The 23016-nt window shown below is 72.0% G+C and carries 16 protein-coding genes; 11 read left to right on the top strand and 5 right to left on the bottom strand.

Going from position 1 to position 23016, the window contains the following annotated elements; genetic code table 11:
- Positions 1–106: 106 nt before the first annotated feature.
- The 3 genes from AB0O15_RS12470 to AB0O15_RS12480 all read left to right on the top strand — a co-directional run bounded on the left by AB0O15_RS12470 (position 107) and on the right by AB0O15_RS12480 (position 2621).
- Positions 107–1306, top strand: coding sequence for a sensor histidine kinase (locus AB0O15_RS12470; RefSeq protein WP_364317689.1), 1200 nt, complete (start codon positions 107–109; stop codon positions 1304–1306).
- Positions 1303–1977, top strand: a complete 675-nt coding sequence (locus tag AB0O15_RS12475; protein WP_364317691.1) for a response regulator transcription factor — start codon at positions 1303–1305, stop codon at positions 1975–1977. Before AB0O15_RS12470 ends, AB0O15_RS12475 begins: the two co-directional genes overlap by 4 nt.
- Positions 1978–2102: 125 nt before the next feature.
- Positions 2103–2621: a TrmH family RNA methyltransferase gene (locus AB0O15_RS12480; RefSeq protein WP_364317693.1), complete on the top strand. Its 519-nt coding sequence runs from the start codon at positions 2103–2105 to the stop codon at positions 2619–2621.
- Positions 2622–2761: 140 nt separating this feature from the next.
- Here AB0O15_RS12480 and AB0O15_RS12485 read toward each other — a convergent pair whose 3' ends face one another.
- A complete protein-coding gene (locus tag AB0O15_RS12485) occupies positions 2762–3421 on the bottom strand; it encodes a response regulator transcription factor (protein ID WP_364317695.1) in 660 nt (219 codons plus the stop codon).
- Positions 3418–4257 (bottom strand): histidine kinase, encoded by an 840-nt coding sequence (locus tag AB0O15_RS12490; RefSeq protein WP_364317696.1) that lies wholly within the window; start codon positions 4255–4257, stop codon positions 3418–3420. Before AB0O15_RS12490 ends, AB0O15_RS12485 begins: the two co-directional genes overlap by 4 nt.
- A 99-nt stretch (positions 4258–4356) precedes the next feature.
- Here AB0O15_RS12490 and AB0O15_RS12495 point away from each other — a divergent pair, with 99 nt between their 5' ends.
- The 4 genes from AB0O15_RS12495 to AB0O15_RS12510 all read left to right on the top strand — a co-directional run bounded on the left by AB0O15_RS12495 (position 4357) and on the right by AB0O15_RS12510 (position 6990).
- Positions 4357–5064: an ATP-binding cassette domain-containing protein gene (locus AB0O15_RS12495; protein WP_364317698.1), complete on the top strand. Its 708-nt coding sequence runs from the start codon at positions 4357–4359 to the stop codon at positions 5062–5064.
- Positions 5061–5795, top strand: coding sequence for a hypothetical protein (locus AB0O15_RS12500; RefSeq protein WP_364317699.1), 735 nt, complete (start codon positions 5061–5063; stop codon positions 5793–5795). Before AB0O15_RS12495 ends, AB0O15_RS12500 begins: the two co-directional genes overlap by 4 nt.
- The gene (locus AB0O15_RS12505; RefSeq protein ID WP_364317701.1) at positions 5792–6352 is read left to right on the top strand and encodes a hypothetical protein; all 561 of its coding nucleotides are present in this window, start codon (positions 5792–5794) and stop codon (positions 6350–6352) included. Before AB0O15_RS12500 ends, AB0O15_RS12505 begins: the two co-directional genes overlap by 4 nt.
- Before the next feature lie 71 nt (positions 6353–6423).
- Positions 6424–6990: a TetR/AcrR family transcriptional regulator gene (locus AB0O15_RS12510; RefSeq protein ID WP_364317703.1), complete on the top strand. Its 567-nt coding sequence runs from the start codon at positions 6424–6426 to the stop codon at positions 6988–6990.
- Between the two features lie 98 nt (positions 6991–7088).
- Here the strand turns inward: AB0O15_RS12510 and AB0O15_RS12515 are convergent, their stop codons facing one another.
- Both AB0O15_RS12515 and AB0O15_RS12520 read right to left on the bottom strand, forming a co-directional pair.
- Positions 7089–14522, bottom strand: a complete 7434-nt coding sequence (locus tag AB0O15_RS12515; RefSeq protein ID WP_364317705.1) for an SDR family NAD(P)-dependent oxidoreductase — start codon at positions 14520–14522, stop codon at positions 7089–7091.
- A gap of 407 nt (positions 14523–14929) precedes the next feature.
- A complete protein-coding gene (locus AB0O15_RS12520) occupies positions 14930–16477 on the bottom strand; it encodes a hypothetical protein (RefSeq protein WP_364317706.1) in 1548 nt (515 codons plus the stop codon).
- A gap of 65 nt (positions 16478–16542) precedes the next feature.
- Between AB0O15_RS12520 and AB0O15_RS12525 the strand changes: the two genes are divergently transcribed.
- Positions 16543–17280 (top strand): SDR family oxidoreductase, encoded by a 738-nt coding sequence (locus AB0O15_RS12525; RefSeq protein WP_364317707.1) that lies wholly within the window; start codon positions 16543–16545, stop codon positions 17278–17280.
- 24 nt (positions 17281–17304) lie between these two features.
- On the opposite strand, the gene AB0O15_RS12530 is transcribed toward AB0O15_RS12525, so the two are convergent.
- The gene (locus tag AB0O15_RS12530) at positions 17305–17901 is read right to left on the bottom strand and encodes an AAA family ATPase (RefSeq protein WP_364317709.1); all 597 of its coding nucleotides are present in this window, start codon (positions 17899–17901) and stop codon (positions 17305–17307) included.
- A 77-nt stretch (positions 17902–17978) separates the two neighbouring features.
- Here AB0O15_RS12530 and AB0O15_RS12535 point away from each other — a divergent pair, with 77 nt between their 5' ends.
- The 3 genes from AB0O15_RS12535 to AB0O15_RS12545 all read left to right on the top strand — a co-directional run bounded on the left by AB0O15_RS12535 (position 17979) and on the right by AB0O15_RS12545 (position 22977).
- Positions 17979–20669 carry an FGGY family carbohydrate kinase gene (locus AB0O15_RS12535; RefSeq protein WP_364317711.1) on the top strand — a complete coding sequence of 897 codons (2691 nt, stop codon included), beginning with the start codon at positions 17979–17981 and terminating at the stop codon, positions 20667–20669.
- A gap of 32 nt (positions 20670–20701) precedes the next feature.
- Entirely contained in the window at positions 20702–21691 is a 990-nt protein-coding gene (locus AB0O15_RS12540; RefSeq protein ID WP_364317712.1) for a LacI family DNA-binding transcriptional regulator, read from the top strand.
- 125 nt (positions 21692–21816) lie between these two features.
- Entirely contained in the window at positions 21817–22977 is a 1161-nt protein-coding gene (locus AB0O15_RS12545) for an alcohol dehydrogenase catalytic domain-containing protein (RefSeq protein WP_364317714.1), read from the top strand.
- Positions 22978–23016: the final 39 nt, after the last annotated feature.

A 23016-nucleotide genomic window follows, 5' to 3' on the forward strand; every position in this document is an offset into this window, starting at 1 on the left:
GATGGTGGCCGGGCGGGCACGGGCGGCGCGTCTGACCACGGTTAGATCTTCAATGTATGACCACGGTCAGACGCGCCGCCGGTCGCCGCGCGGATAGCGTGACGGCATGCGAAACCGACCGTTCAGATTCCAGGTGAACGGCGCCGCGGTGGACACCGTGGCCGCCGCCGCTCTGGCCTTCCTGGCGGTCAACGCGACCCTCGACCCGCCGGGTCCCGAGTTCACCGGCCCGGCCTGGCTGGTGTGGCTCGCGGGCGTCGCGGTCGGGCTGCCCATCGCATTGCGGCGGCGCTGGCCGTTACCGGTGCTGAGCTGGGTGGTGTCGGCCGCCGCCGTTGCGACGGCCGCGGGTGTCGTCGGCGTCGGCGTCATCTGGACCACCTGGCTGCCGGTCGTCCTGGCGCTGTACACCGCGGTCATTGTCGCGCCGCGGGTCGCCGTCGCGCTCGCGCTGGTGGGCAGCCTGGTGGCGCCGTCACTCACCATCCCGTGGCTCTACCTCAGCGCGGGGATCGATCCGGCCGACGCCCCGGGCAGCGAGGCGCCGCTGTGGTGGCAGGTGGAAGTCGGCATGGTCGTGGTCCTGGTGACCGCGGCCTGGGTGGTGGGCTGGACCGTCCGATGGCGCCGTTCGGTCCATGCCGAGCTTGCCCGCCGGCTCGCCCAGGAAGCGGTGACCACTGAGCGGCTGCGCATCGCCCGCGAGCTGCACGACATCGTCGGGCACAGCCTGAGCCTGATCGCCGTCCGCGCGACGATCGCCAACGAGATCGCCGACGCACGACCGGGCGAGAGCCGGGCGGCCCTGCTGACCATCGAAGAGACGAGCCAGACCGCGCTCGCGGAGATCCGCCGGCTGCTGGATGTGCTGCGTGCTGATGACGATCCCGCCCCTGATCTGACACCCTCCCCCGGGGTGGACGACCTGCCGTCCGTCGTCGAACACCTGAGATCCGTCGGCGCGAGGGCCGACCTGATGCTCGAGGGCGTCGAGAACCTGCCTCAGGCGGTCGATCTCACCGTCTACCGCATCGTCCAGGAGGCACTCACCAACGTGGTGAGGCACGCGAACGCCGGCCATTGCCAGGTGACCGTCAAGGCCGGACACGGCAGCGTCCACGTCGAGGTGCTTGATGACGGCCGGCCCCAGCGTTCGACCGGCAAGCGACCCACCGGGCAGGGCCTGATCGGCATGCGTGAGCGTGTGGCGATGTACGGCGGCACGCTGACCACCGGACCACGTCCGGAGGGTGGCTTCCGGGTGGCGGCCGACATCCCCTACGCCAGGGCAAGGGATGCCTCATGACACAGGACGTCAAGGTGCTCCTGGCCGAAGACCACGATCTGATGCGTGAGAGCTTCCGCGCCCTGATCGACGCGTCCTCCGGCTTCGCCGCGGTCGGCGAGGCCCGCACCGGCACCGAGGCGGTGAGCCTGGCCCGGCAACATCAACCCGATGTGGTGCTGATGGATGTGCGGATGCCCGAGATGGACGGCATCGAAGCAACCCGGCAAATCTGCACCGCGCCGGAGACCGCCGCGGTTCGGGTGCTCATCCTGACCACCTTCGACCTGGACGAGTACGTCTACGCCGCGCTGCGGGCCGGCGCGAGCGGCTTCCTGGTCAAGGACGCCAAGGCGGCCGAGCTGCTCAACGGCATCCGGCTGGTGGCGGCCGGAGATGCCCTGCTGGCGCCCCGGGTCACCCGGCGGCTGATCGCAGCGTTCGCCGGTCAGGCCAACACGGGTTACCTCTCACCCGGCGAGCTGGAGACGGTCACCGAGCGGGAACGCGAGGTGCTCGCGCTGATCGCGCGCGGAATGTCCAACGGCGAGATCGCGGAACAGCTGACCCTCGGGGTCGGGACGATCAAGACCCACATCACCCGGCTGCTGAACAAGCTCGGCGCACGTGACCGGGCCCAGCTGGTGATCGCCGCCTACGAGACCGGCGTGGTCACGCCGAGGTCGCGATGATTCCGCGATGCCCCGGCCGGAGCTATCATCGGCGTCGGCAAGTCGTCGTCGATGGCCCGGGTACGCCGCTAAGTGCCTTCACACATGTTCTTCGGCAAAGCTGGGAGCTTGATCGCTCCTGTCCGGTGAGCCCGGCCATCCGGGTCCGGTCCCGGAAAGATCTCCGCGCCGTCCGCCGGCCCCGAGCCCACCGCTGCTGGGGCCACCTGGTCGCGGCCCCGTTGTGGCCGCTGCACGGGAGCAATCTCGGGACCCTCCTGCGCACCTGCGATGCGGTTGGCGCCTGCCTCGCGGTGCCACCCTTCCGATGGGTCGACGAGGCCCTGGCCCGGGGCAACACGCTGCGGCGGCCGAGCTGCGTGCACCGGGTCGGCAATCCGCTCAGCTGGCTGGCCGCCGAGCGGGCGGGCGGCGCCCGGGTCGTCGGCGTCGAGCTGGCCGACGAAGCCATCCGCCTGGCTGACCTGCCCGTCGCCGACCGGCGGACGGTCATGGTTCTCGGCCACGAGGCCACCGGCATCCCGCCCGAGGCGCTCGACCTGCTCGACTGTGCGGTGGAGATTCCGATGGTCGGCACGGGTCCGAGCCTCAACGTGGCTGTCGCCGGGTCGCTGGTGCTCTACAAGCTGTCGGGGCTGGCATGACCACGCCTACTGTCCCCGCCGGGCCGGCGACGGTAGTAAGACAAGTGCCGGCGGCATGTTGGCCGCCCGAGCAGCACCTCGTCGAGAGAGCGGCGCAGCCGGCGGCTGGACCCCCGACCCGGCCGCGCCCGCCATGGGCCTCAGCGGCGCGGCCGCACCAGCCCCGCGTCGTAGGCGGCGATCACCAGCTGGGCGCGGTCCCGCGCGGAGAGCTTGGCCAGCAGGTGGGTGATGTGGGTCTTGACAGTCTTCACCGAGACGCCCAGACCCTCGGCGGCCTCGTCGTTCGACAGGCCGCCACCGATCAGCGTCAGCACCTCGACCTCACGCTTGGTCAGCGACTTCAGCGCGGCGGGCCGGCGGCCAGGCCGCGGCGCCGCCACATAGGTCTCGACCAGCCGGGTCAGGATCGCCGGAGCGAAGAGCGACTCACCCCGATGCGTACGCCGGATGGCATCGATGAGTTCCGCCGGCCGCGCATCCTTGAGCAGGAAGCCCGAGGCGCCCGCGCGCAGCGCGCCGTAGACGTACTCATCGAGCTGGAACATGCTCAGCACCACGACCCGCACGGCCGCGAGCTCGGGATCGGCGCAGATGCGCCGGGTGGCCTCCAGCCCATCGACGCGCGGCATGCGCACGTCCATCAGGATCACGTCGGGCCGGGTCGAGCGGGCCCGCTGAACCGCCTGGGCGCCGTTGTCCGCCTCCCCCACCACGGTCAGATCCGGCTCGTGGTCGATCACCAACGCCAGGGCCTGGCGGAGCAGAGGCTGATCGTCGACCAGGAGCACGCGCGTCATGCGGGCACGTCCGGGATCCGCGCGACCACCCGGAAGCCGGCCTCGACCCGTTCGGCGAGCAGTGTTCCGCCGAGGCTCTCGATCCGTTCCCGCAGCCCGATGAGGCCGTGCCCGGCGCCCGGCGTCGCCCGCCAGCCGACCTCGCCGGGCCCACCGTCGGCAACCGTCACCACGACGTGCTCTTCGTCGCGGCGCACGTTCACCCGCACGTCGGTCGGCCCCGCATGCCGGGCCGCGTTGGTGAGCGCCTCACGCACCGTACGACAGACCGCGACCTGAACACCCCGTGACACCTCTCCTACCTCGTCCACAGCAAGCGTGGCCCGCAGTCCGGCCCGGGTCGCCCCGCCGACGATGCCGGGCAGGTCGTCGAGGCTGTCGACCGGCGCCGTGACCGCGGGCGAGCGCAGCACGGTGAGCATCCGCCGCAGCTCGCCGGTCGCCTGCCGACTGACGTCTTCGATGTCACCGAGCGCAGCCTCCATGTCGGTCTTCCGATCGATGTGGCGGCTCGCGGCGGCACGCACCGTGATGAAGCCCAGGGCGTGTGACACGACATCGTGCAGGTCACCCGCGATACGCAGTCGTTCGGCCAGCACCGCCTCGGTGGCCGCCCACGCGGTCAGTCGCGCTTCGTAGTCGCGGCGGTCGGCCCGTGCCCGCCGCACCGCCCACACCGCCGCCGCGGCCGCCCCGCCCGCCAGCGACGCCGGGATGATCACCGCGGTCGGTCCGCTGCCGCCCACGGTGCACAGCAACACGACCAGCACCGCGACGACCATCGCCAGCACGGGCGCGATGCCGGCGCTGATGACGGGGCGGGATTGGGCGTTCACGGCAACGACTGTAGTTCTCGGACCAGGGTCTGAGACCGCGCCGCAAAATCGGATCACGGTCCGACGCGCCCCCGCCGCCGAGCAGGTTGACTCTTCCCCATGATTTCCGTCGAGCGGGTCAACAAGATCAAAGGCAGGGCCCAGATTTTGTACGATGTGAGCTTCGTCGCGCAGCCTGGCCGGGTTACCGGGTTCCTCGGTCCCAACGGCGCCGGCAAGACCTCCACGCTGCGTGTCCTGCTCGGCCTCGACCGACCGAAGTCCGGGGCGGCCTTGGTGTGCGGCCACCCGTACGCCAGCCTGAAACGTCCTTTGACGACGGTGGGCGCGTTGCTGGACGGAAGCGGAGCACACCGCGCCCGCAGCGCTCGCGGACATCTGCGCTGGGTGGCGGCCAGCAACGGCCTGCCCGATTCGCGCGTCGACGAGGTGCTCGAGACCGTCGGGCTGGCCGGTGAGGCACGCAAGCGGGCGGGACGGTTCTCGCTCGGGATGAGCCGGCGGCTCGGGCTGGCCGCCGCCCTGCTCGGCGACCCCGAGGTGCTGATCCTCGACGAACCGGTGAACGGCCTCGACCCGGCCGGGATCCGGTGGATGCGCGACTTCCTGCGAGATCGCGCGGCACGTGGGAACACCGTGCTGCTGTCCAGCCATCTGATGGGCGAGCTGGCCGAGATCGCCGACGACGTGGTCGTGATCGACAAGGGTCACATCGTGACGCAGGGCACGCTCGCCGAAGTGGTCGGCGGCCACGGCTCGCTCGAAGACGCGTTCTTCGCGCTGACCGCGGGCGGTGGGCCGTGGTGAGCCTGGTTCGCGCCGAGCTGCGCAAACTTCTCGGGCTGCCGACCGCACGCGTCGGCCTGCTGCTCGGCGTGCTGCTGTCGCCGGTCGTCGTGCTGATCAACGCCCCGGCCGCCCGCCGGGCCGACCTGGCCCACTCCGACACCGGCCTGGTCGAACTCGGCGTCGGGCTGATCGGCCCGATGATCCTCGGCGTGGTCATCATGAGCAGCGAGCTGACCTCCACCGGCGACGAGGCGCCACGGGCACGTCAGCTCACGGCGACGCTGATCGCCGGCCCGCGCCGGATGCGCCTGCTTCTCGCCAAGGCAACGGCCCTGATTCTCGTGGTGGCCGTGCAGGCGAGCGTGGCGACGGCCGCGACGACCGGGCTCACCCAGGTGTTGCACGGCGACCGGGTGCCGGTCCCGGCGTTCGCCCGGCTCGCGGCCGCGGTGCTGTACTGGGTGCTGCTCGCGCTGCTGGCGTACTCGATCACTCTGATCGTGCGGAACGGCATCGTGCCGCTGACGTTCCTGATCGTCAACAGCACGTTCGTCTCGGTGTCCTACCTGCTGACCAAGGTCACCGATGCGGCCGCCTACCTGCCCGACATCGTGGGCGCGCAGATGTTCCTCCGCGAGTCCGACTTCCCGGTGCGGATCGCCCCCGTGACCGCCGGGCTGGTGATGAGCGCGTGGATCGCGGCGTTCCTGGTCGTCGGTGCCCTCCTGTTCCGCCGGCGTGACGCATGAACTGGCTCATGGCCGAGCTCCGCAAGCTCGTGACGCTGCCGTCACTCCGGCTGACCGCGGCGTTCACCCTGGGAGCCACAGCCCTGCTGGCCTGGCTAGACGTCGAACCGATCGCCTACACCCAGACGGGCTTCCTGGTGCTGGGCGCGCTTGCCGCCACGGAAAGCCAGACCACGACGCTGCTCGCGATGCCCCGCCGTCTCCCCCTGCACGCGGCCAAGGCGGTCACCCTCGTCGCGGTCACGCTGCCCCTGGCCGCGGTCGCGTCCGTCCCCGCGACCGAACCGGCCGCCGCGGCGACGTACCTGGCGCTGACAACCGTGCTGGCGTTCGCCGCCGGGACGATGATCCGCAATGCCCTGGCCACGGTCCTGGCCCTGCTCGGCACCCATGTCATAGCCGGGCCACTGCTGCGGGGAGCCTCCGACACCGCGACCCGCTTCCTGCCGGACACCCCCGCGTGGGACGCCACGCGCGGCTTCTCCGCCACAGTCGCCTGGACGGCCGCCGTCCTGGTGGTCTCCGCCTACATGTTCCACCGCCGCGATGCTGCCTGACCGCGTGCTCACGAGCCGTGTCGCGTCCGCTCCGGCGCCGGAGCGGAAAAGCACGGACGTACGATGCGACCGTGAGTTACTCGACCGATCCACGGGCGGCGCGCAGCCGGGAGGCGATTCTGGTCGCGGCGCGGGAGCTGCTGGTCGGCGAGGGACCCGGGGCGGTGACCCACCAGCGCGTCGCGCAGCAGGCCGGGGTGGGACGGGCGACCGTCTACCGGCACTGGACGCGGCCCGAGGAACTGCTGCTCGACGTCATGTCCGGGGCCGATCTGCCGTTTTTCAAGGAGCCGGGCGACCCGGTCCGGCCGTGGCTGCGAGGCCAGTTGCGAGCGATGGCCGACGAACTGGTGGTCCCGCCGGTTGCCGCTGTGGCGCTCACGCTGATGCAGGCGGCCATCTGGGACCCGCAGATCGCGGAGAGGCGCGATGCGTCGGTCCGAACCATCAACGAGCGGCTGGGCGCTGCGGTGGCCGTGGCGGTGAGCCGTGGCGAGCTCGAGACCGACGCCCACGACCAGGAGCTCACGTCGACCCTGATCGGGCCGATCGTCTACCACACGGCCATGCAACGGAGCCGGGTCCCCGACGAGCTGATCGACCGCCTGATCGCCGCGATCGGCACCTGGCGCCCATAGATCCGTCGCTCGACGCTGACCCCTCCTCACAACGCCTCGCTCCCCCGGCTCTGGGCGCGAGGTCCGGCCGGCTGGATCGGCTCACCACGCCTCGGCACTCACGTCAGGCGGGCCACCCATGCGCCCATCGCCGCCGCCGTGGTCGTGGCGTGCTCGTCGAGCATCGTGAAGTGGTCACCGGGCACCTCGACGCGCTCGTGCGGCATCGAACGTGTGGTGCGCCAATCCGCCGGCATGCCCGCGACCGGCTCGGCCGCCCCGACGAGCAGGCTCGGCGTGGCGATCGGACCGGGGCGCCAACCATGAAGAAGCCGGATGTACGCCCCGGCGGTCAGCAGCGCGGTCTGCTCGGCGACCGGGCCGAGGCGCCCGTGCAGCTGGGCCAGTCCGGTGGTGACCAGGCTGGTCAGCCACTCGTCGGTCACGTCGCCGAGGTCACGCTCGTAGGTGTCGAGCAGCACCAGGCCCGCCGCCGGGCGCCCGCGGCGTTCGAGCCGTCCGGCCGTCGCGTGGGCCAGCTGGCCGCCGCTCGACCGGCCCACCAGCACGATGGGGCGGTTATCGGCGGCCGCGATGGCCATGTCGGCGAGCCGTTCGAACAGATCGTCGCGCGACTCCGGCACCTGACGCCGGTCGGTGAAGCCGGGCAGGGGCAGGACGGTCAGCGGGCCGCTTGCCGCCCGCGCCAGCGGGAGGAACTCGGCGACCGCGGCCGGCCCGAGCGACGGCAGGCAGACCAGCACGGGACCGTCGCCGTCGCCGTCGGTCACCGGCACCGGTTCGAGTGCGGTGTCGTTCTGCCCGTCCGCGGGCGCGGCGGAGGCGCTGATCAGCAGGTTCGCGGCGAGGCGGTGCTGCCCGCCGGCCCGCAGGGTGTGGAAGAGCCCGACCACTGTCGCCAGCTCGGCGGGTGCGTCGGGGCCGGTGGGCCGGGAAGGCGGCGCGGCCATTGGTGAGCGTGAAGACGACGGGGCGTGAGAGGTGGTGACCGTGGGAGATGCGGAGAGCGCGTCCGAAGCGATGGCCGCAGGAGGGATGGCCGCGGAGGCCACGTGGGAGGACGTCGAGGCTGCGTAAGAGGGAGCGACCGCAGGAGGAGTTGATGTTGCGGCCGCGGAAGAGGAAGCGGTCACGGGAGTAGCTGCGGCTGAGGGAGAAGCAGAGGCCGGGGAAGGAACAGGGGCCGACGACGGAGCTGGTGGGGCGGAGGCGGTGGGTAGGCGGTCGGCCAGCCAGGCGGCCAGTGCTGCGGGAGTTGGGTGGTCGAAGACGACGGTGGCGGGCATGGGGATGCCGGTTGCGGCGACCAGGCGGGTGCGGAGCTGGATGGAGCTGACCGAGTCGAGGCCCTGGTCGGTGAAGGCTGAGCGGACGTCGACTGTTGCGGGGTCGGTGCGGCCCAGTTCGGCGGCTACCTCGTCGCGGACCAGGGCTTCCAGGGCGGTGGTCAGGTCTTCGCCGGACAGGTTGCCGAGGCCGGCCAGGGGTTCGGGGGCTGGGCGGAGAGGAGCGGGCGTGGGTGGCGCGGCAGTGTCGAAGATGATGGGGGCCAAGACTGGTTCGTTGCTGTGCAGGGCGGCGTCGAAGGCCGCTGTGACCTCGGGTGGAGACATCGGCCGGAGGCGGGACTTGGCTGATGGCATGCCGCCGTCCAGGGCCAGCGGGCCCCAGGCCAAGGACAGGGCGGGCAGTCCGGCGGCGTGGCGGCGGCGGGCCAGGTCGTCCAGGTAGGCGTTGCCGGCCGCGTAGGCGCCCTGGCCAGGGTTGCCCAGCAGGCCGGACGCGGATGAGCAGAGGATGAACGCGGTGAGGTCGCCGGCCAGGTCGTGCAGGTGCCAGGCGGCGTCCACCTTGGGGCGGAGGACGGCGTCGGCACGGTCGCGGGTCAGAGACTCGATCGGGCCGTCGTCGATCACTCCGGCGGCGTGCACGACCGCGGTCACCGGCGGGTCGGCGGCGGCGATCACGGCGGCCAGGGCGTCTCGGTCGGCCGCGTCGCAGGCCTCGACGGTGACCGTTGCGCCCTCGATCGTCAACTCGGTGGGGCGGCGACTGACCAGCAGCAGGTGACGGACACCGTGGGTCGCGACAAGGTGCTGGGCCAGCAGCCGGCCCAGGGCGCCGGTCCCGCCGGTGATCAGCACGGTGCCGTCGCCGAATCCGCCGCTGACAGACACCTCACCCGAGGCTGAAGAGGCCGAAGAGGCCGAAGAACGAGTCGGCTCGCCAGCGCCCGACCCGACGGAAGCCTGCGAGGCCGAAGAGGCGGTGGCCGAAGGGGCGGTGGCCGAAGGGGCGGTGGCCGAAAGCGCGACAGAAGCCGTGACGGCGGAAGTGGTGACCGCCGAAGGGGCGGCCGAAGGGGCGGCGGGATCCAGAGCAGGGAGAGCGGGGGTGGTCGTGACGCGGGTCAGGCTGGGGGTGCCCAACTCGCCGTTGACCACCTGGATCTCCGGGTTGGTGGTGGCGGCGCGGATGGCTGCGGGGCGGGCGGGTGATGAGGCGTCGTCCAGCAGGACCAGGGCCACCTGGTCGGGGTATTCGGCTGCGGCGACTCGGGTCAGGCCGGCGACTGCGGGCGACGTGGTGGTGACGACGATGCGGTCGGTGCCGGCCACCAGCTCCGAGAGGCGTTCGGCCACGGTGAAGACCTGGTCGTGCACGTCGTCCGGCGTTGATGCCGCCGGGTAGGTGGCGTCGAGGACCACCGGGTCGGGGCCAGGCTCGGGCGCGTTGGGGAGGGGTGACCAAGTCGGGCGGTAGAGGGCTTGGGGCAGCGCCCGGACGATCAGTTCGCCGATGTCGATCAGCGGGCGTCCCTCGGCGTCGGCCACCTGGACGCTCAGGCGGTCCGTGCCCGTGGAGGTCAATCGGACGCGCGCGGTGGTGGCGGTGCCGTCGTAGCGGCGGATGTTCGACCAGACGAACGGCACCCGGGGCGGGCCGGCGGCGGCGAGGAGCCGGGACGGGTGCAGGGCGGCGTCCAGCAGGGCTGGGTGCAGGCCGGGCCAGTGGCCGGCCGCGCTGGGCAGCTTGACCTCGGCGTAGACGGCGTCGCCCCCGCGCCAGGCCGCCGTCACGCCCTGGAACGCGGGACCGTAGCCGGTTCCCACGTAGAGATCGGTCAGGTCGGCCGGCACCGCGTCGGGCGGCGGCCACACGGCGGCCCAAGACCAGTCGGCTTGGGCAGGGACGCCGCCGGGCGAAAGGGAGGACGAGTCAGAACGCACGGCGGGGGCGGGCGACGGCTCGGTGGAAGGCAGGGCGCGGCCCGAGGCGTGTGGGGTCCAGGCGTCGCCGTCGCGGAGGTAGATGGTCAGGGGGCGGGTGCCGTCCGGGGCGGCGGGACCCAGGACCAGTTGGAGGTCCAAGGGGGTGTCGGCGATCGGGACGGGGCGGGTGATGGTCAGTTCGGTCAGCGTCGGCGCGCCGGCCGAGCGGGCCAAGGACGTGGCCAGGTCGATGAAGAGGGTGCCGGGAACCAAGGGCTCGTGGCCGATGCGGTGGTCGAGGAGCCAGGGCTGGGCGGACGGTGACAAGGTCGCGTACGCGATGTGGGTGTCCGTGCCGGGAATCTCCAGCATGGTGTGGGACAGCGGCGCCGCGGGGCGCTTCAGGGTGGACAGCCAGAACCGGCGTTTGGTGAACGGGTAGGTCGGCAAGGTTGCGGCCAGCGCGGGGTCGGCCGGGCCGAGCAGCGCCTGGCGGTCGACGTCCACGCCGTGCGCCCACAGGGTGGCCGCGGCGGTTGCCGACGCGGGCAGGGTGCCCTGCGGGATGAGCGTGGCCAGGGACGCGGCCGGGCCCAGCTCCACCACCAGGGCGGGCAGCCGGGCGGCCACGTCGCCGAAGCGGACCGGCTCGCGGATCTGGTTGACCCAGTACGACGCCGAGCGCAGGTCGTCGCCGGCCGCGGGTTCGCCGGTGCGGGAGGAGATGATCGGCACGGTGGGGCTCGCGTACGTCAGGGTCGCCGCCACCGAGGCGAACTCGGCGAGCATCGGCTCCATCCGTACCGAATGAAAAGCGTGACTGACCCGCAAAGCCTTGGTGTGATGGCCCCGTGACCGCAGGGTCGCGGCGACCTCCTCGACCGGCTCGCGGTCGCCGGACAGGACCACCGAGCGCGGGCCGTTGATGGCGCCCAGGTCGACGCCGGGGCGGAGCAGCGGCCGGACATCGTCCGCGGACGCGTTGACCGCGACCATCACCCCGCCCGTGGGCAGCGCACCCATCAGGCGGGCGCGGGCGCCGACCAGGGTCGCGGCGTCGGCCAGCGACAGGATCCCGGCGACGTGGGCCACGGCCAGCTCGCCGATCGAGTGGCCGGCCAGCACGTCGGGCCGCACGCCCCAGGATGCGAGCAGACGGTACGAGGCGACGCCGTACGCGAACAGCAGCGGCTGCGCGTACTGAGTCAGCGCGATGTCGGCGCCGGGCGGGACCGGATCGCCCAGCGCGGCCATCACCTCGTCGTACGCGGCCCGGAAGGCCGGGAACGGCAGCACGCCGAGCCGTTGCGAGCCCTGCCCGGGGAAGACGAACGCCACCTTCCCGGCCGGCCGGCCGGCCCCGATGACCAGGTCGGGATGTGCCCGCCCGGCACTCAGCGCGGTGAGCGCATCGTCACCGAGTACCGCTGCCCGATGCCGCAGAGCCGCCCGCGCCCCCAGCGCCGACGCGGAGACCGGGCCGTGTTCGAGGAGCCCGCGGGCAAGAAGCGCCAGCGCGGTGGGGTCGGAGGCGGAGAGAAGCAAAGGCCCGGTGTCCGAGATGTCCGGTGCGGGCGAGGCCGAAGCGGGAGCCGGGGCCTCGATGATCACGTGCGCGTTCGTCCCGGAGATCCCGAACGATGACACCGCCGCCCGCCGCGGTCGCGAATCCGGGGACAAGGGCCACGGCCGCGCCGACAGCAGCAGCCGCACGTCGCCCGCCGTCCAGTCGACGTGGTCGTTCGGGCGGTCCACGTTGATCGTGCGCGGCAGGCGCCCGTGCCGCATCGCCTCGACCATCTTGATCACCCCGGCGACCCCGGCCGCGGCCTGGGTGTGCCCGAGGTTCGCCTTCACAGTGCCCAGCCACAGCGGCCGGTCCGCGGGCCGGTCCCGCCCGTACGTGGCCAGCAGCGCCTGGGCCTCGATCGGGTCGCCCAGCAGCGTGCCGGTGCCGTGCGCGTCGACGGCGTCCACGTCGGCGGGGCCGAGGCCGGCCGAGGCCAGCGCCGCCCGGATCACCCGCTGCTGCGCGGGGCCGTGCGGGGCGGCCAGCCCGTTGGAGGCTCCGTCCGAGCCGACCGCCGAACCGCGCACCACCGCCAGCACCGGATGACCGTGGCGGCGGGCGTCGGAGAGCCGTTCGAGCAGCAGCAGCCCGGCCCCTTCACCCCAGCTCGTGCCGTCGGCGTCGGCCGAGAACGCCTTGACCCGGCCGTCCGGCGAGAGTCCCCTGAGGCGGCTGAAGCCGATGAACGAGTCGGGCGTCGACATGACCGTGGCGCCGCCGGCGATGGCCATCGAGCACTCGCCGCTGCGTACGGCGGCCGCCGCCTGATGCAGCGCGACCAGGGACGACGAGCAGGCGGTGTCGATCGTGACGGCGGGACCGGTGAGCCCGAACGTGTACGCGATGCGCCCGGACGCGACGCTGCCGGCCGAGCCCAGCCCCAGGTGCCCCTCGACCTCGCCGGACGGGTCGTCGCCGGCCAGGCGGGAGTAGTCGCGGTACATCAGGCCGACGAACGTGCCGACGTCGCTGCCCCGGACCGACGCCGGCGCGATCCCGGCCCGTTCCCACAGTTCCCACGCGGTCATCAGGAGCAGCCGCTGCTGCGGGTCCATGGTCACGGCCTCGGCGTCGCCGATCGCGAACGGCCCGGGGTCGAAGCCGGCCACGTCGTCGAGGAAGCCGCCGCCCCGGGCGTACGTGTGGCCGGCCCGGTCCGGGTCGGGGTCGTACAGGTCGGGGTCCCAGCCCCGGTCGGCCGGGAACGGGCCGGTCGCGTCGATCTCCTTGCCGACCAGCGACCACAGGTCTTCCGGCGAGGCCACACCACCCGGGTAACGGCAGGCCATGGCGATGATCGCGACCGCGTCGTCGGGCCGGTCCGGCTGCGGCGCGCCCAGCTCGTGCCGGATGACCTTTCCCGAGGGGGTACGCGGAACGGCGTCGATCAGCACGATCTCGTCCGGCGCCTTGGCCGCCGACATGCGGCTGCGCGTGGCGGCGAGCACCGCAGCCGGGTCGACACGGTCGTGGGCGGCCACCACGTACCCGACGGCGACCTGACCGAGCCGGTGGTGCGGGCGTCCGGCCACCGCCGCGTCGGCCACCTCGGGCAGGGCGAGCAGCACCTTCTCGATCTCGGCCGGGTGCACGTTGGCGCCGCCCCGGATGATCAGGTCGTCGGCCCGCCCGGTGAGCACCAGCTGGTCGTCGGCCCGGAGCCGGCCGAGGTCGCCGGTGCGGTACCAGCCGTCGACCAGCACCTGCGCGGTCACCTCGGGCTGGCGGTGGTAGCCGCGCATCACGCTCTCGCCGCGTACCCGGACCTCACCTTCCGTACCCCGCGGCAGCTCGGCGCCGGTCCGCGGGTCGACGACGCGCACCTCGGTGACGATCCGCCCGACCGAGCCCTCGGCCACGATCTCCTGCCCGGGCAGTTCCATCGCGATCGCGCCGCACGTCTCGGTGCTGCCGTAGCTGTTGACCAGCGGCGCCCCCAGCAGCTCGCGGACCCCGGCGCGCATCTCGGGCGGGCAGGGCGCTCCCCCGGTCACGCACATCCGCAGGGTCGTCTCGACCCGCTGCTCACCGAGCGTGGCCAGCAACCGGTGGTAGACGGTCGGCACGCCGGTGAGGATGGTCGGCGCGGTGGTCCGCAGCGCCTCGATGACGTCGCCGTCGGACGGGTGGTCGAGGATGATCGCGGTGGCGCCGATCACGGTCACGGCGAGCACGCACCGGGCGTGTCCGAGCGCGTGGAACAGCGGCAACGGCCACAGCAGACGGTCACTCTCGGCGATCCCGAGGTGCCGGACCAGCGAACGATCCACCATCGTCAGCCAGCGCCCCTGGCTGGACACCACGCCCTTGGGCCGGCCGGTGCTGCCCGAGGTGTAGTGGATCCAGGCGTCCTCGTCGAGGCCGAGGTCGTCACGCGGGGCCGCGTCGGTGGCGGCGGCGAGCACGCCGGCCACGGTGGTCGAGCCGTGCGCGGTCACGGTGAGCGCCGGCGCGCAGTCCTCGGCCAGGCCGGCCAGCTCGGCGGTGGAAGAGCGAGGGTTCACGGGTACGCCGAGGCCGGCCGCCCGCACCGTCCCCAGCACCGCCACCACGGCGTCGATCCCGGCCGGAACGCAGATCAGCACGGTCTCGCCGCGCCGGTGACCGAGCGCGGCCAGCCCGCTCGCGAAGCGCCCGGTCAGCTCATCGAGCTCGGCGAACGTGATCGCCCGGCTACCCGCCTCGACGGCCACCTTCCCGGGCCGTTCGGCAGCGTGCCGGCGCAGATGCTCCACAATCGTCGCGATCATCCGGCAACCATGCAGCATGATCACCGGCGCCGGCTTGTTGTCCACCACGAATCTCGGCCCGGCCCGGTGATCTCCCGCACAGGACCGGCTCGACGGCCCAGCTCAGGGGTGGCTCCACTGCGGAAAGTCGATCATTCGACACGAGCGTCGGCGGCCGGATCCGGGCCACCGAGGTGTCGCTGACGGCCCGAAGCGCTGTGGACGTCACTGTGCGGGTCAACGAGACAGAAAGAACGTTCGTTCTTGCTCCCGGCGTACCCGTGAGGGTTTGCCTGATGGTGGGGGAGAATCCGCCGCGGTGCGAGACAGTCGATTGTGAACGGCGGGCGACGCGGACGGGTGGACACCACAGTGCCGCGGAACGCGCCCAGACCGGGGGCAGCGCTTGTTCGCCGAACCGGGCGGGATCAGCCGCGGCGGCGGAGGAGGTCGAGCATGTCGCGGGCGGCCGCGTACAGGGGATGGTCCTTGGGGACGGCCCGCATGACCTGCTTGGCGGCGTCCTTGACCACCGCGGCGTCCTGACGGTTGCCGGACTGCTGGTGGCGGGCCAGGTGGGTGACGCCCAGGTCGAGGATCCGTTCGGCGCGGTCCGGGTGCTCCGGGATGGTCGCCTCGACCGTCTCGTGGATCGCTCGCAGGGCCGCCTCCAGGTCCGCCGGGTCGTTCGAACGGGCGAAGCTCATCCGGTAGGCCTGGCTCAGCGCGTGCAGACGGGTGTCGCGGCCCAACTCCCCCTCCGGGGTGGCGGCGACGGCCCACCGGATCAGCGAGAGCGCCCGGTCGAGGTCGGCCGGATCCTGCGAGACGTACACGTAGCGGGTCAGGTGGGCCCGGCCCAGGTTGGACAGGTACATGGGCCGGTCCTCGTCGTCCTCCGCGGCCGTGTCCAGAGCCTCGCGCATCACCGCGATCGAGTCCTCCGCGTCACCGGTGTCACCGGCGGCGGCGAACCGGAGCTGGAGAAACGTGCCGAGCGTGGTGAGCCGGTTGCTGGTCGCGGCGTCGGCCACCACCGACCGGACGATGGCGATGGCGTCGTCCAGGTCGGCGACCTCCCCGGTCCGGGTGAACCGCAACTGATGCGCCTCGGCCTGGTTCATCCGCAGCGGCACGATGTCGGTTTGATCGTCGGCGGCGAGGATGGCGTGCCGGGTGACCGCGATGACGGTGTCGATCTCGCCGAGCGGCCGGCTGCCATAAGCGATGGCGGGGGCCGTCTTGGGGTTGAGCCGGACCGGCTGGGACGGCCGCCGGCCCAGCACTCCGATCTGCTCGACGAGATCGGGGATCTGATCCATGATCGGCTCCAGCAGCGGCTGGGCGCGGTCCATGTCCTCCTCGCCGTCCACGGCCGCCAGCACGGCGTGCCGGGCATAGAACAGCAGCCCCACCGCGTGCCTCACCTCGTTCGTCGCCGCCCGTTCGGAGCCCAGCAGCACCTCGGCGTCACGAACCCCGGCCGGATCAAGCACGTCCTCGGCGTCGCCGCTGTTCGCGTAGCGGTTGACCCGGGCCTGGACCGCGGCGAGCAGTTCGTCGTACGCACCGTCCGATGAGGGCATGGCTCCGAGTGAAGCAGGGTCCGTCCACCACGGGGCCGTGGACGCACCCTGCTCGATCTCACCGTGGCGGCCCGGCCAGCGGGGCACTTGGATGGCGTCGAGGTCCGGCGAGTAGACCGGGGTGCTGCTGTCGATCTCGATCGTGTTCGGGCCGGCATTGAGGTGCAGCGGGACCGTGGCGGTGGCGGGCCGATCCCAGCCGCCGGACGACGGGAACGCCAGTGACACCGGTGAGGCCCCGGCGCGGTTGGCGTACGAGCGCTGCCGGCGGCTCCGGCTGCAGAGCGGCGCGTTCACCGCGGACGCCGTCCGGCTCGACGCCGACGACAGCTGCTGTTCGTGCAACGCGCCCGGTTCTGCGCCGGGAAGATTTCCGCTCGCGGCTGTCACAGATCGTGGGACTGCCCGGTCATAGCTGGCGAACGCACCTCCACCTCGCCAGAAAGGCTTCAATTATGAAGATCGCCGTCCTCGGTGGCACCGGGCTCATCGGGTCGCAGGTCGTGCAGATCCTGAACACGAACGGGCACGAGGCAGTGCCGCACTCGCCGTCCACCGGGCTCGACCTGATCACCGGCGCGGGCCTGGCCGAGGCACTGACCGGCGCCGACGTGGTGGTCAACCTGACCAACTCACCGACCTTCGACGACGCGTCCATCGACTGGTTCCGGACCAGCATGACCACCATGCTGGCGGCCGCCGCCACAGCCGGCGTGGGCCACGCGGTCGTGCTGTCGATCACCGGGGCCGAGCAGGTGCCGGCGCTCGACTACTACCGGGCCAAGGTGCTGCAGGAAGATCTGCTCAAGGGCGGACCGGTGCCGTACTCGGTGGTCCGGGTGACGCAGTTCTTCGAGTTCATGAAGGCGGTGCTGTCGTGGACCTCGGACGAAACCACGGTGCGGCTGCCCGCCACGCTGGTGCAGCCGATGGCCTCGGCCGAGGTGGCGCAGGCGGTCGCCGACGCGTGCATGGGCGCGCCGCTGAACGGGACGCGCAGCTACGCCGGGCCGGAGGTGTTCGCGCTCGACGAGCTCGGGCGAATCGCACTGGCGGCAGCCGGCGACCACCGCACGGTTGTCACCGATGACACAGCCGGCATGTTTGCCGCCGCCAAGGACGACGCGCTCATCGCCAAGGACGACACCGTGATCGTCAAGACCACCTACCGGGAGTGGCTCGCCACCCAGTGAGCCTCCGGCCGACCTTGCGGGTAGTTAGCCAGCCGCGCCAGTCGTCCGGTTTGACGGCTCGATCGTCGAGCGGCAGCCGAGCGCGGCCAGCACGCGGAGCAGCTGCTGATCCGTGGTCAGCTCGGCGTCGATCGGGATCACCGGTATGTCGGGGGATGACGGCGGCGCGGGGACGCGGTGCTGGTCGCGGCTCTCGGCGCGGCCGTCCCGGCGCGCGGCGAAGAGGTCGTCGTCGCCGGTCAGATAGACCATCGCCAGCCCCCCGGTCGCGTCCACCAGCCTCTCCCAGGCCGAGCCGCCGCGGAGTTCCTCGGTGAACGGGGCGACCAGCACGGCCCGGCGAGCCGTCGCCACCGTGTCGCGCGCCACTGCCCGGAGCGCGGCATAGCGGCCGTCGCGGATCACCGCACTGTGTGGCGAGGCGAGCCAGTGGCCGCCGAGGGCCTCGGCCGGCAGCGCGTCGAGCAGCGGATTCGTCATCGAGTCGAGGTCCAGCAGCGGCGCTTCCAAGGCCGTGGCCAGCGCACGGCCAAGCGTCGACTTGCCGCTTCCGGCCACGCCCGCGACGGCCACGACCACCGCCTCGGCCGGTTGACAACGTGTCTCGGAGCGCCACATCATGAGGACCATGTTACCGGTGACATGGTCGATCAAGTCACCGGTGACATGAACACATTCCTCCGGGCAGGAGACCTTCAGTGGCGGTCGCGGGCATCGATCTCGGCAGCACCGGCATCAAGCTGCTCGTCACCGACCTCGACGGCGTCGAACTGGCCGCCGAGCAGGTGCCGACGCCATGGCGCCCCGGCCCCGGCGGCACCACCGAGCTGGACGCGACCGACCTCCTCTTCTGCGTCCAGGAGTTGCTGACCCGTACGACCGAGAAGATCGAGGCCATCGCGATCGCGGGCATGGGCGAGACCGGCATGCTGATCGACGTCACGGGCCGGGCCGTCACCCCCGGGTACGCCTGGTTCGACCCGCGCGGCGCCGAGCAGGCGGCCGCCTTCCCACCCGGCGTCCGGTCCGAGTTCACGGGCCGCACCGGCCTGCCGCTGGGCGCGCAGGTGAGCGTGGCCAAGCTGGCCTACCTGCGCGACCAGGGCGTGCAACTGTCCGGCCTGCGCTGGCTCAACCTCCCCGAGTTCGTAGCCATGGCCCTGGGCGCCCGCGCCGCCGTCGAGCACTCCCTCATCTCCCGCACCGGCCTGATCGACCAGGACACCGGCCGCCCGTGGCCAGCAATGCTGCACGCCCTGGGCGTCGACGAAACCTTCCTGCCCCCACTGCTGGACGCCGGAACCCTCTGGGGCCTCGCAGCCAGCGACGCGACTGGCGACACGACGAGCGCAGTGGGTGGCACGGCGGAGGCAGCAGGCGGCGCGACCGGCGCGGTGAGCGCGAGAAGCTGGACTCGCGGCGCGGAAAGCTGGACTGGCGGCGCGGAGAGCGCGGAAGGCGGGACTGGCAAAGCGATCGCGGCGAGCGACGCGGCGAGTCGGATCGCCGTTCCGGCGAACATGGCCGGCGCGCTCATCACGGTTGCCGGGCATGACCACCTCGTGGCGGCCGAGGCGGGTGGCGGGTTGCCGCCTGATCACTATCACGTGTCGATGGGCACGGCCGAGGTGTTGCTTCGGGTGATCGACGCGCCGCTCGGGTTCGAGGCGCGGGGACGGCTTGCGGATCATCTGATCAACGAGGTCCGGCATGTGGTGCCGGGGAAGCATGTCCTCGTTGCCGGGGTGAAGAGTGGGCTGCTGCTACGTCGCGCCCTGCAGACCGCGGGCATCACCGACCGCGCCGGGCGCGACGTGCTCGACACCGGTGTCATGGCGTTGCCGTTCGAGGGAGCGGTGCCGGCCGGTGCCATCGAGGTGTCCGGCGCACGCAATGACGACGGGGTGCTCAAGCTGACCGTTCGCGGTGACGGCGCGACCCCGGCGGAGGTGTTCGGCGCCGTGCTGCGGCACAGCAATGACGAGATTGCCGAGCTGATCCGGGCCATGGATCGTGAACTGCCGCCGGCCATCTCCGCGACGCTCACCGGCGGCTGGGCGGGAATGGCCGCAGTACGGCGCGCGCGGTCGCGTGTCCTCCCGGCCTTGTCGGTCTCCGGCCGCGAGCAGGAGACCGCCTACGGCGCCACGCGAGCCGCCGCCCGCCTCCTGAGAGCCGCGTCGGCAACGAGCGCGACTTTCGCTGAGCACGACCCCACATCATCAGATCACCCGACCACAGATCGCGGGGCGATCCCCGCTCACGGCGACACCACACGCGACGAGCCCACGAACCACACCGCCACCCCGCACGCCGCGACACCGCACCCGACGAAACCACCACGCCCAAAAAGCGCAGCGCCACCGCACACCGCGACATCACACCCGCGGAGGCCACCACGCTCGCAAGACAGAGCGCCGCCGCTCACCGCCACACACGCCCGACGAGGGCGTAGCGCGCGGGATGACCGCGTACCCCCCGAAGATTGGAAGCGCACCGTGAACACCATTGAGCGTCGTGGCCTTGCCGCGATCTCCACGCCGGCCGGCCGCATGTTGATTGTGGCGGCGGATCAGCGCAACGGTATGAAGGCGGCGATGACGGACGCGCCGGACGGGCCCGGCTCGATCAGCAAGGATGAGCTGGCTGCGGCCAAGGCCGACCTTGTTCGTCACCTCGGCAACTACGCGCCGGCGATTTTGCTTGACCCGGAGGTGGCGCTGCCGGCCGTGGTTGACGACGGTGTGCTGGGACGGGACACCGCGCTCGTGGTGGGGCTGGACGCGTCCGGCTACGAGAATGTGGACGGGCTGCGATACACGAAGTTTGTCGAAGGTGTTACGCCTAAGCGGGCGCGTGAGCTGGGCGGTGATGTCGCCAAGATGTTGTGGTACGTGCGGCCGGACAAGCAGGACGCCGCGTCTCGGGTGGCGCGGGAGATGCGGGAGCTGATCAGCGCCTGCTCCGAGGAGGGGCTGCTGCTGATCGTTGAGATCCTCACCTATCGGGTGGAGGGAGAAACGGAAGAGGAGTACGCCGACGCGTTCCCGGGGCTGGTCGCCGGTGGGGCGAAGCTGGCCGTCGAGTGCGGCGCGAAGGTGTTGAAGTTGCAGTACCCGGGGTCGGCCGAGGGCTGCGTTGCGGTCACCGCGGCGGCGGAGGGCGTGCCCTGGGCGGTGCTGTCGGCGGGGGTCGACCACTCGACGTTCCTCGGGCAGGTGGGTATGGCCATGGCCAACGGTGCGGGCGGGGCGATGGCGGGGCGGTCGCTGTGGAAGGACAGCCTCTCGGTGTCGGCCGACCTGCGTGAGGAATACCTGACCAAGCGGGCTCAGCCGCGTCTGTCCGAACTGCGTGAGGTCGTGGACGGTATGCTGCCGGGGCGCTGATCAAGCGAACCCTGGACCGCGGAGGTGACCCCATGGCGACGATGCGCGATGTTGCCGCCCGCGCGGGCGTGAGCGCGAAGACCGTGTCCCGGGTGTTCAACGACGACCCCCACGTGCTGCCCGAGACGCGGCTGCACGTGGAGCAGATCATGCGCGATCTCAACTACGTGCCGAACGTGCTGGCGACCACCTTCCGCAACGGGCGGTCGTCGGCGATCGGGGTGGCCGTCCCGGATGTGGTCGACCCGTTCTTCGCGGCGATCGCCCGGGCCGTCGACGACCTGGCCCGGTCGCGCGGCGTGGCCACCCTCCTCACCAATCTGGGTGACGAGCCGGGACGTGAACGCGACATCCTCGAATCGCTGCTGAGCCGGCGGCTGGCCGGCCTGGTCGTCGCCCCGATCAGCATCGACCACTCGTGGCTCAAGCGCTGGCAGGACAGCACGCCGCTGGTCTTCGTCGACCGGGCGCCGGTCGGGCTGTCCGCCGACACGTTCACCGACAACGACGAGGTCGGCGGCTACCAGGCCACCAGGCACCTGATCGAGCACGGGCACCGGCGGATCGCCTACGTCGGTGGCGACCTCAGGTTGTCGACCGAGCTCAACCGGCTGGCCGGCTACTGGCGCGCGATCGACGAGGCCGGCATCGAGAAGGACGACGGTCTGATCAAGGCGTACGTCGACAACCGCGCCAGCACCGAGGACGCGGTGACCCGGCTCCTCGATCACCCATGGCGGCCGACCGCGGTGTTCTCGTCGAACGCCCGCTGCTCGATGATGCTGCTGCACGCGCTGCCGGCCGACCAGCTCGCCGTCGTCGGCTTCGGCGACTTCCCGATGGCCGACCTGGTGCGTCCCGCGCTGACCGTCATCGACCAGGACCCGAACGAGATCGGCCGGCTGGCCGCCCAGCGCGTCTTCGACCGGGTGGACCACCCGAAGCGGCGGCTGCGGAAGACCAACATCCTGGACGTCACGCTGATCGAGCGTGAGTCCTGCAAGGTCGCCGCGCGCTCCTGAGCCGGACTCAGCCGTCCTCTCATGTCACCGATGACATGGCCTGTGATTTTCGGGCATGACACCGGTGGCAAACACCGGTGACATGACCTACTGTGCGTTTCAAGCGAGTTAACCAGGAGGTCGTGATGCGCCAGGCAGTCGTCACCTCCCCGGGCGTCGTCGAACTCCAGCACGCGGACACCCCGACCCCGGCGGACGGCGAGGTCGTGGTGCGTACGCGCCTGGTCGGGATCTGCGGCTCCGATGTGCACGCGTTCCACGGCCGGCACCCGTTCGTGCCCCTCCCCTACCGCCCGGGCCACGAGATCTACGGGACGGTCGAGTCCAGCCGCGACGGCAGCCGCCTCGCGCCCGGCACCCGCGTGGTCATCGAGCCGATCCTGGCCTGCGGCACCTGCAAGTACTGCCGGGACGGCCGCTACAACCTCTGCGCCACCATGACGTTCTTCGGCTGCACGGCGCCGGGCGGCGGCCTCGCGGAGTGGTTCGCGATCCCCGAGGACCGCGCCGTTCCGATCCCCGACGAGCTGAGCGACGACCTCGCCGTCCTCGTCGAGCCGCTGTCCACTCCCGTGCACGCCGTCCGGCTGGCCGCCGGAAACAGCACCGCCAGAAGCAGCGCCGTCGGAAGCAGCACCGCCGGGAACAACGCCGCGGGAAACAACGCAGCTGGAAGCAGCGCCACCGCAGACAGCGCCCGCGACAGCAGCGGCACCGGAAACAGCGGAGACAGAGGCGGCGAGCTGGCCGGCCAGACCGTGGCGATCCTCGGCGCCGGCACCATCGGACTGCTCACCCTGATCGCGGCGCGCCACGCCGGCGCCGCCCGGATCGCGGTCAGCGACCTGTCCCCCGCCAAGCGCGACCGGGCCGCCCGGCTCGGCGCCGACTCGGTGCACGACGGCGCCGACCCGGGCATGGTCGACGCCATTCGCGACGATCTGGGCACCAGCGCCGACATCGTGTTCGACTGCGTCTCCGTGCAGAGCTCGGTCGACCAGGCCATCGCCATCGCGGTCAAGGGCGGCACCGTGGTCGTCGTCGGCGTCCCGGCGGCGCCGGTCACCGTTCCGCTGCCCGAGATCCAGGACCTTCAGGTACGCGTGCAGGGCAGCGCCACCTACACGCGCGACGACATCGAGCAGGCCATCAGCATGCTCGCCGCCGGGGTCGTGGACCCCGCGGACATCATCACCGCCCGCTATCCGCTCGCGAAGGTCGACGAGGCCTTCGCCGCCGCCAGTTCCGGCGAGCACGTCAAGGTCGTCGTCACCGCCGACCAGTGAACCGGAAGAACCGACCAGAGTGACGGGAACGCCGACCAC

Source organism: Actinoplanes sp. NPDC089786, from assembly GCF_040684855.1.
Classification (GTDB): Bacteria; Actinomycetota; Actinomycetes; order Mycobacteriales; family Micromonosporaceae; genus Actinoplanes.

Excerpts from the sequence above, each read along its gene's own strand:
- AB0O15_RS12470 (WP_364317689.1), top strand. The coding sequence starts at position 107 with ATGCGAAACCGACCGTTCAGATTCCAGGTGAACGGCGCCGCGGTGGAC.
- AB0O15_RS12525 (WP_364317707.1), top strand. The coding sequence starts at position 16,543 with ATGAAGATCGCCGTCCTCGGTGGCACCGGGCTCATCGGGTCGCAGGTC.
- AB0O15_RS12540 (WP_364317712.1), top strand. The coding sequence starts at position 20,702 with ATGGCGACGATGCGCGATGTTGCCGCCCGCGCGGGCGTGAGCGCGAAG.
- AB0O15_RS12505 (WP_364317701.1), top strand. The coding sequence starts at position 5,792 with ATGAACTGGCTCATGGCCGAGCTCCGCAAGCTCGTGACGCTGCCGTCA.
- AB0O15_RS12515 (WP_364317705.1), bottom strand. The coding sequence starts at position 14,522 with ATGATCGCGACGATTGTGGAGCATCTGCGCCGGCACGCTGCCGAACGG.
- AB0O15_RS12485 (WP_364317695.1), bottom strand. The coding sequence starts at position 3,421 with ATGACGCGCGTGCTCCTGGTCGACGATCAGCCTCTGCTCCGCCAGGCC.
- AB0O15_RS12545 (WP_364317714.1), top strand. The coding sequence starts at position 21,817 with ATGCGCCAGGCAGTCGTCACCTCCCCGGGCGTCGTCGAACTCCAGCAC.
- AB0O15_RS12530 (WP_364317709.1), bottom strand. The coding sequence starts at position 17,901 with ATGATGTGGCGCTCCGAGACACGTTGTCAACCGGCCGAGGCGGTGGTC.
- AB0O15_RS12495 (WP_364317698.1), top strand. The coding sequence starts at position 4,357 with ATGATTTCCGTCGAGCGGGTCAACAAGATCAAAGGCAGGGCCCAGATT.
- AB0O15_RS12475 (WP_364317691.1), top strand. The coding sequence starts at position 1,303 with ATGACACAGGACGTCAAGGTGCTCCTGGCCGAAGACCACGATCTGATG.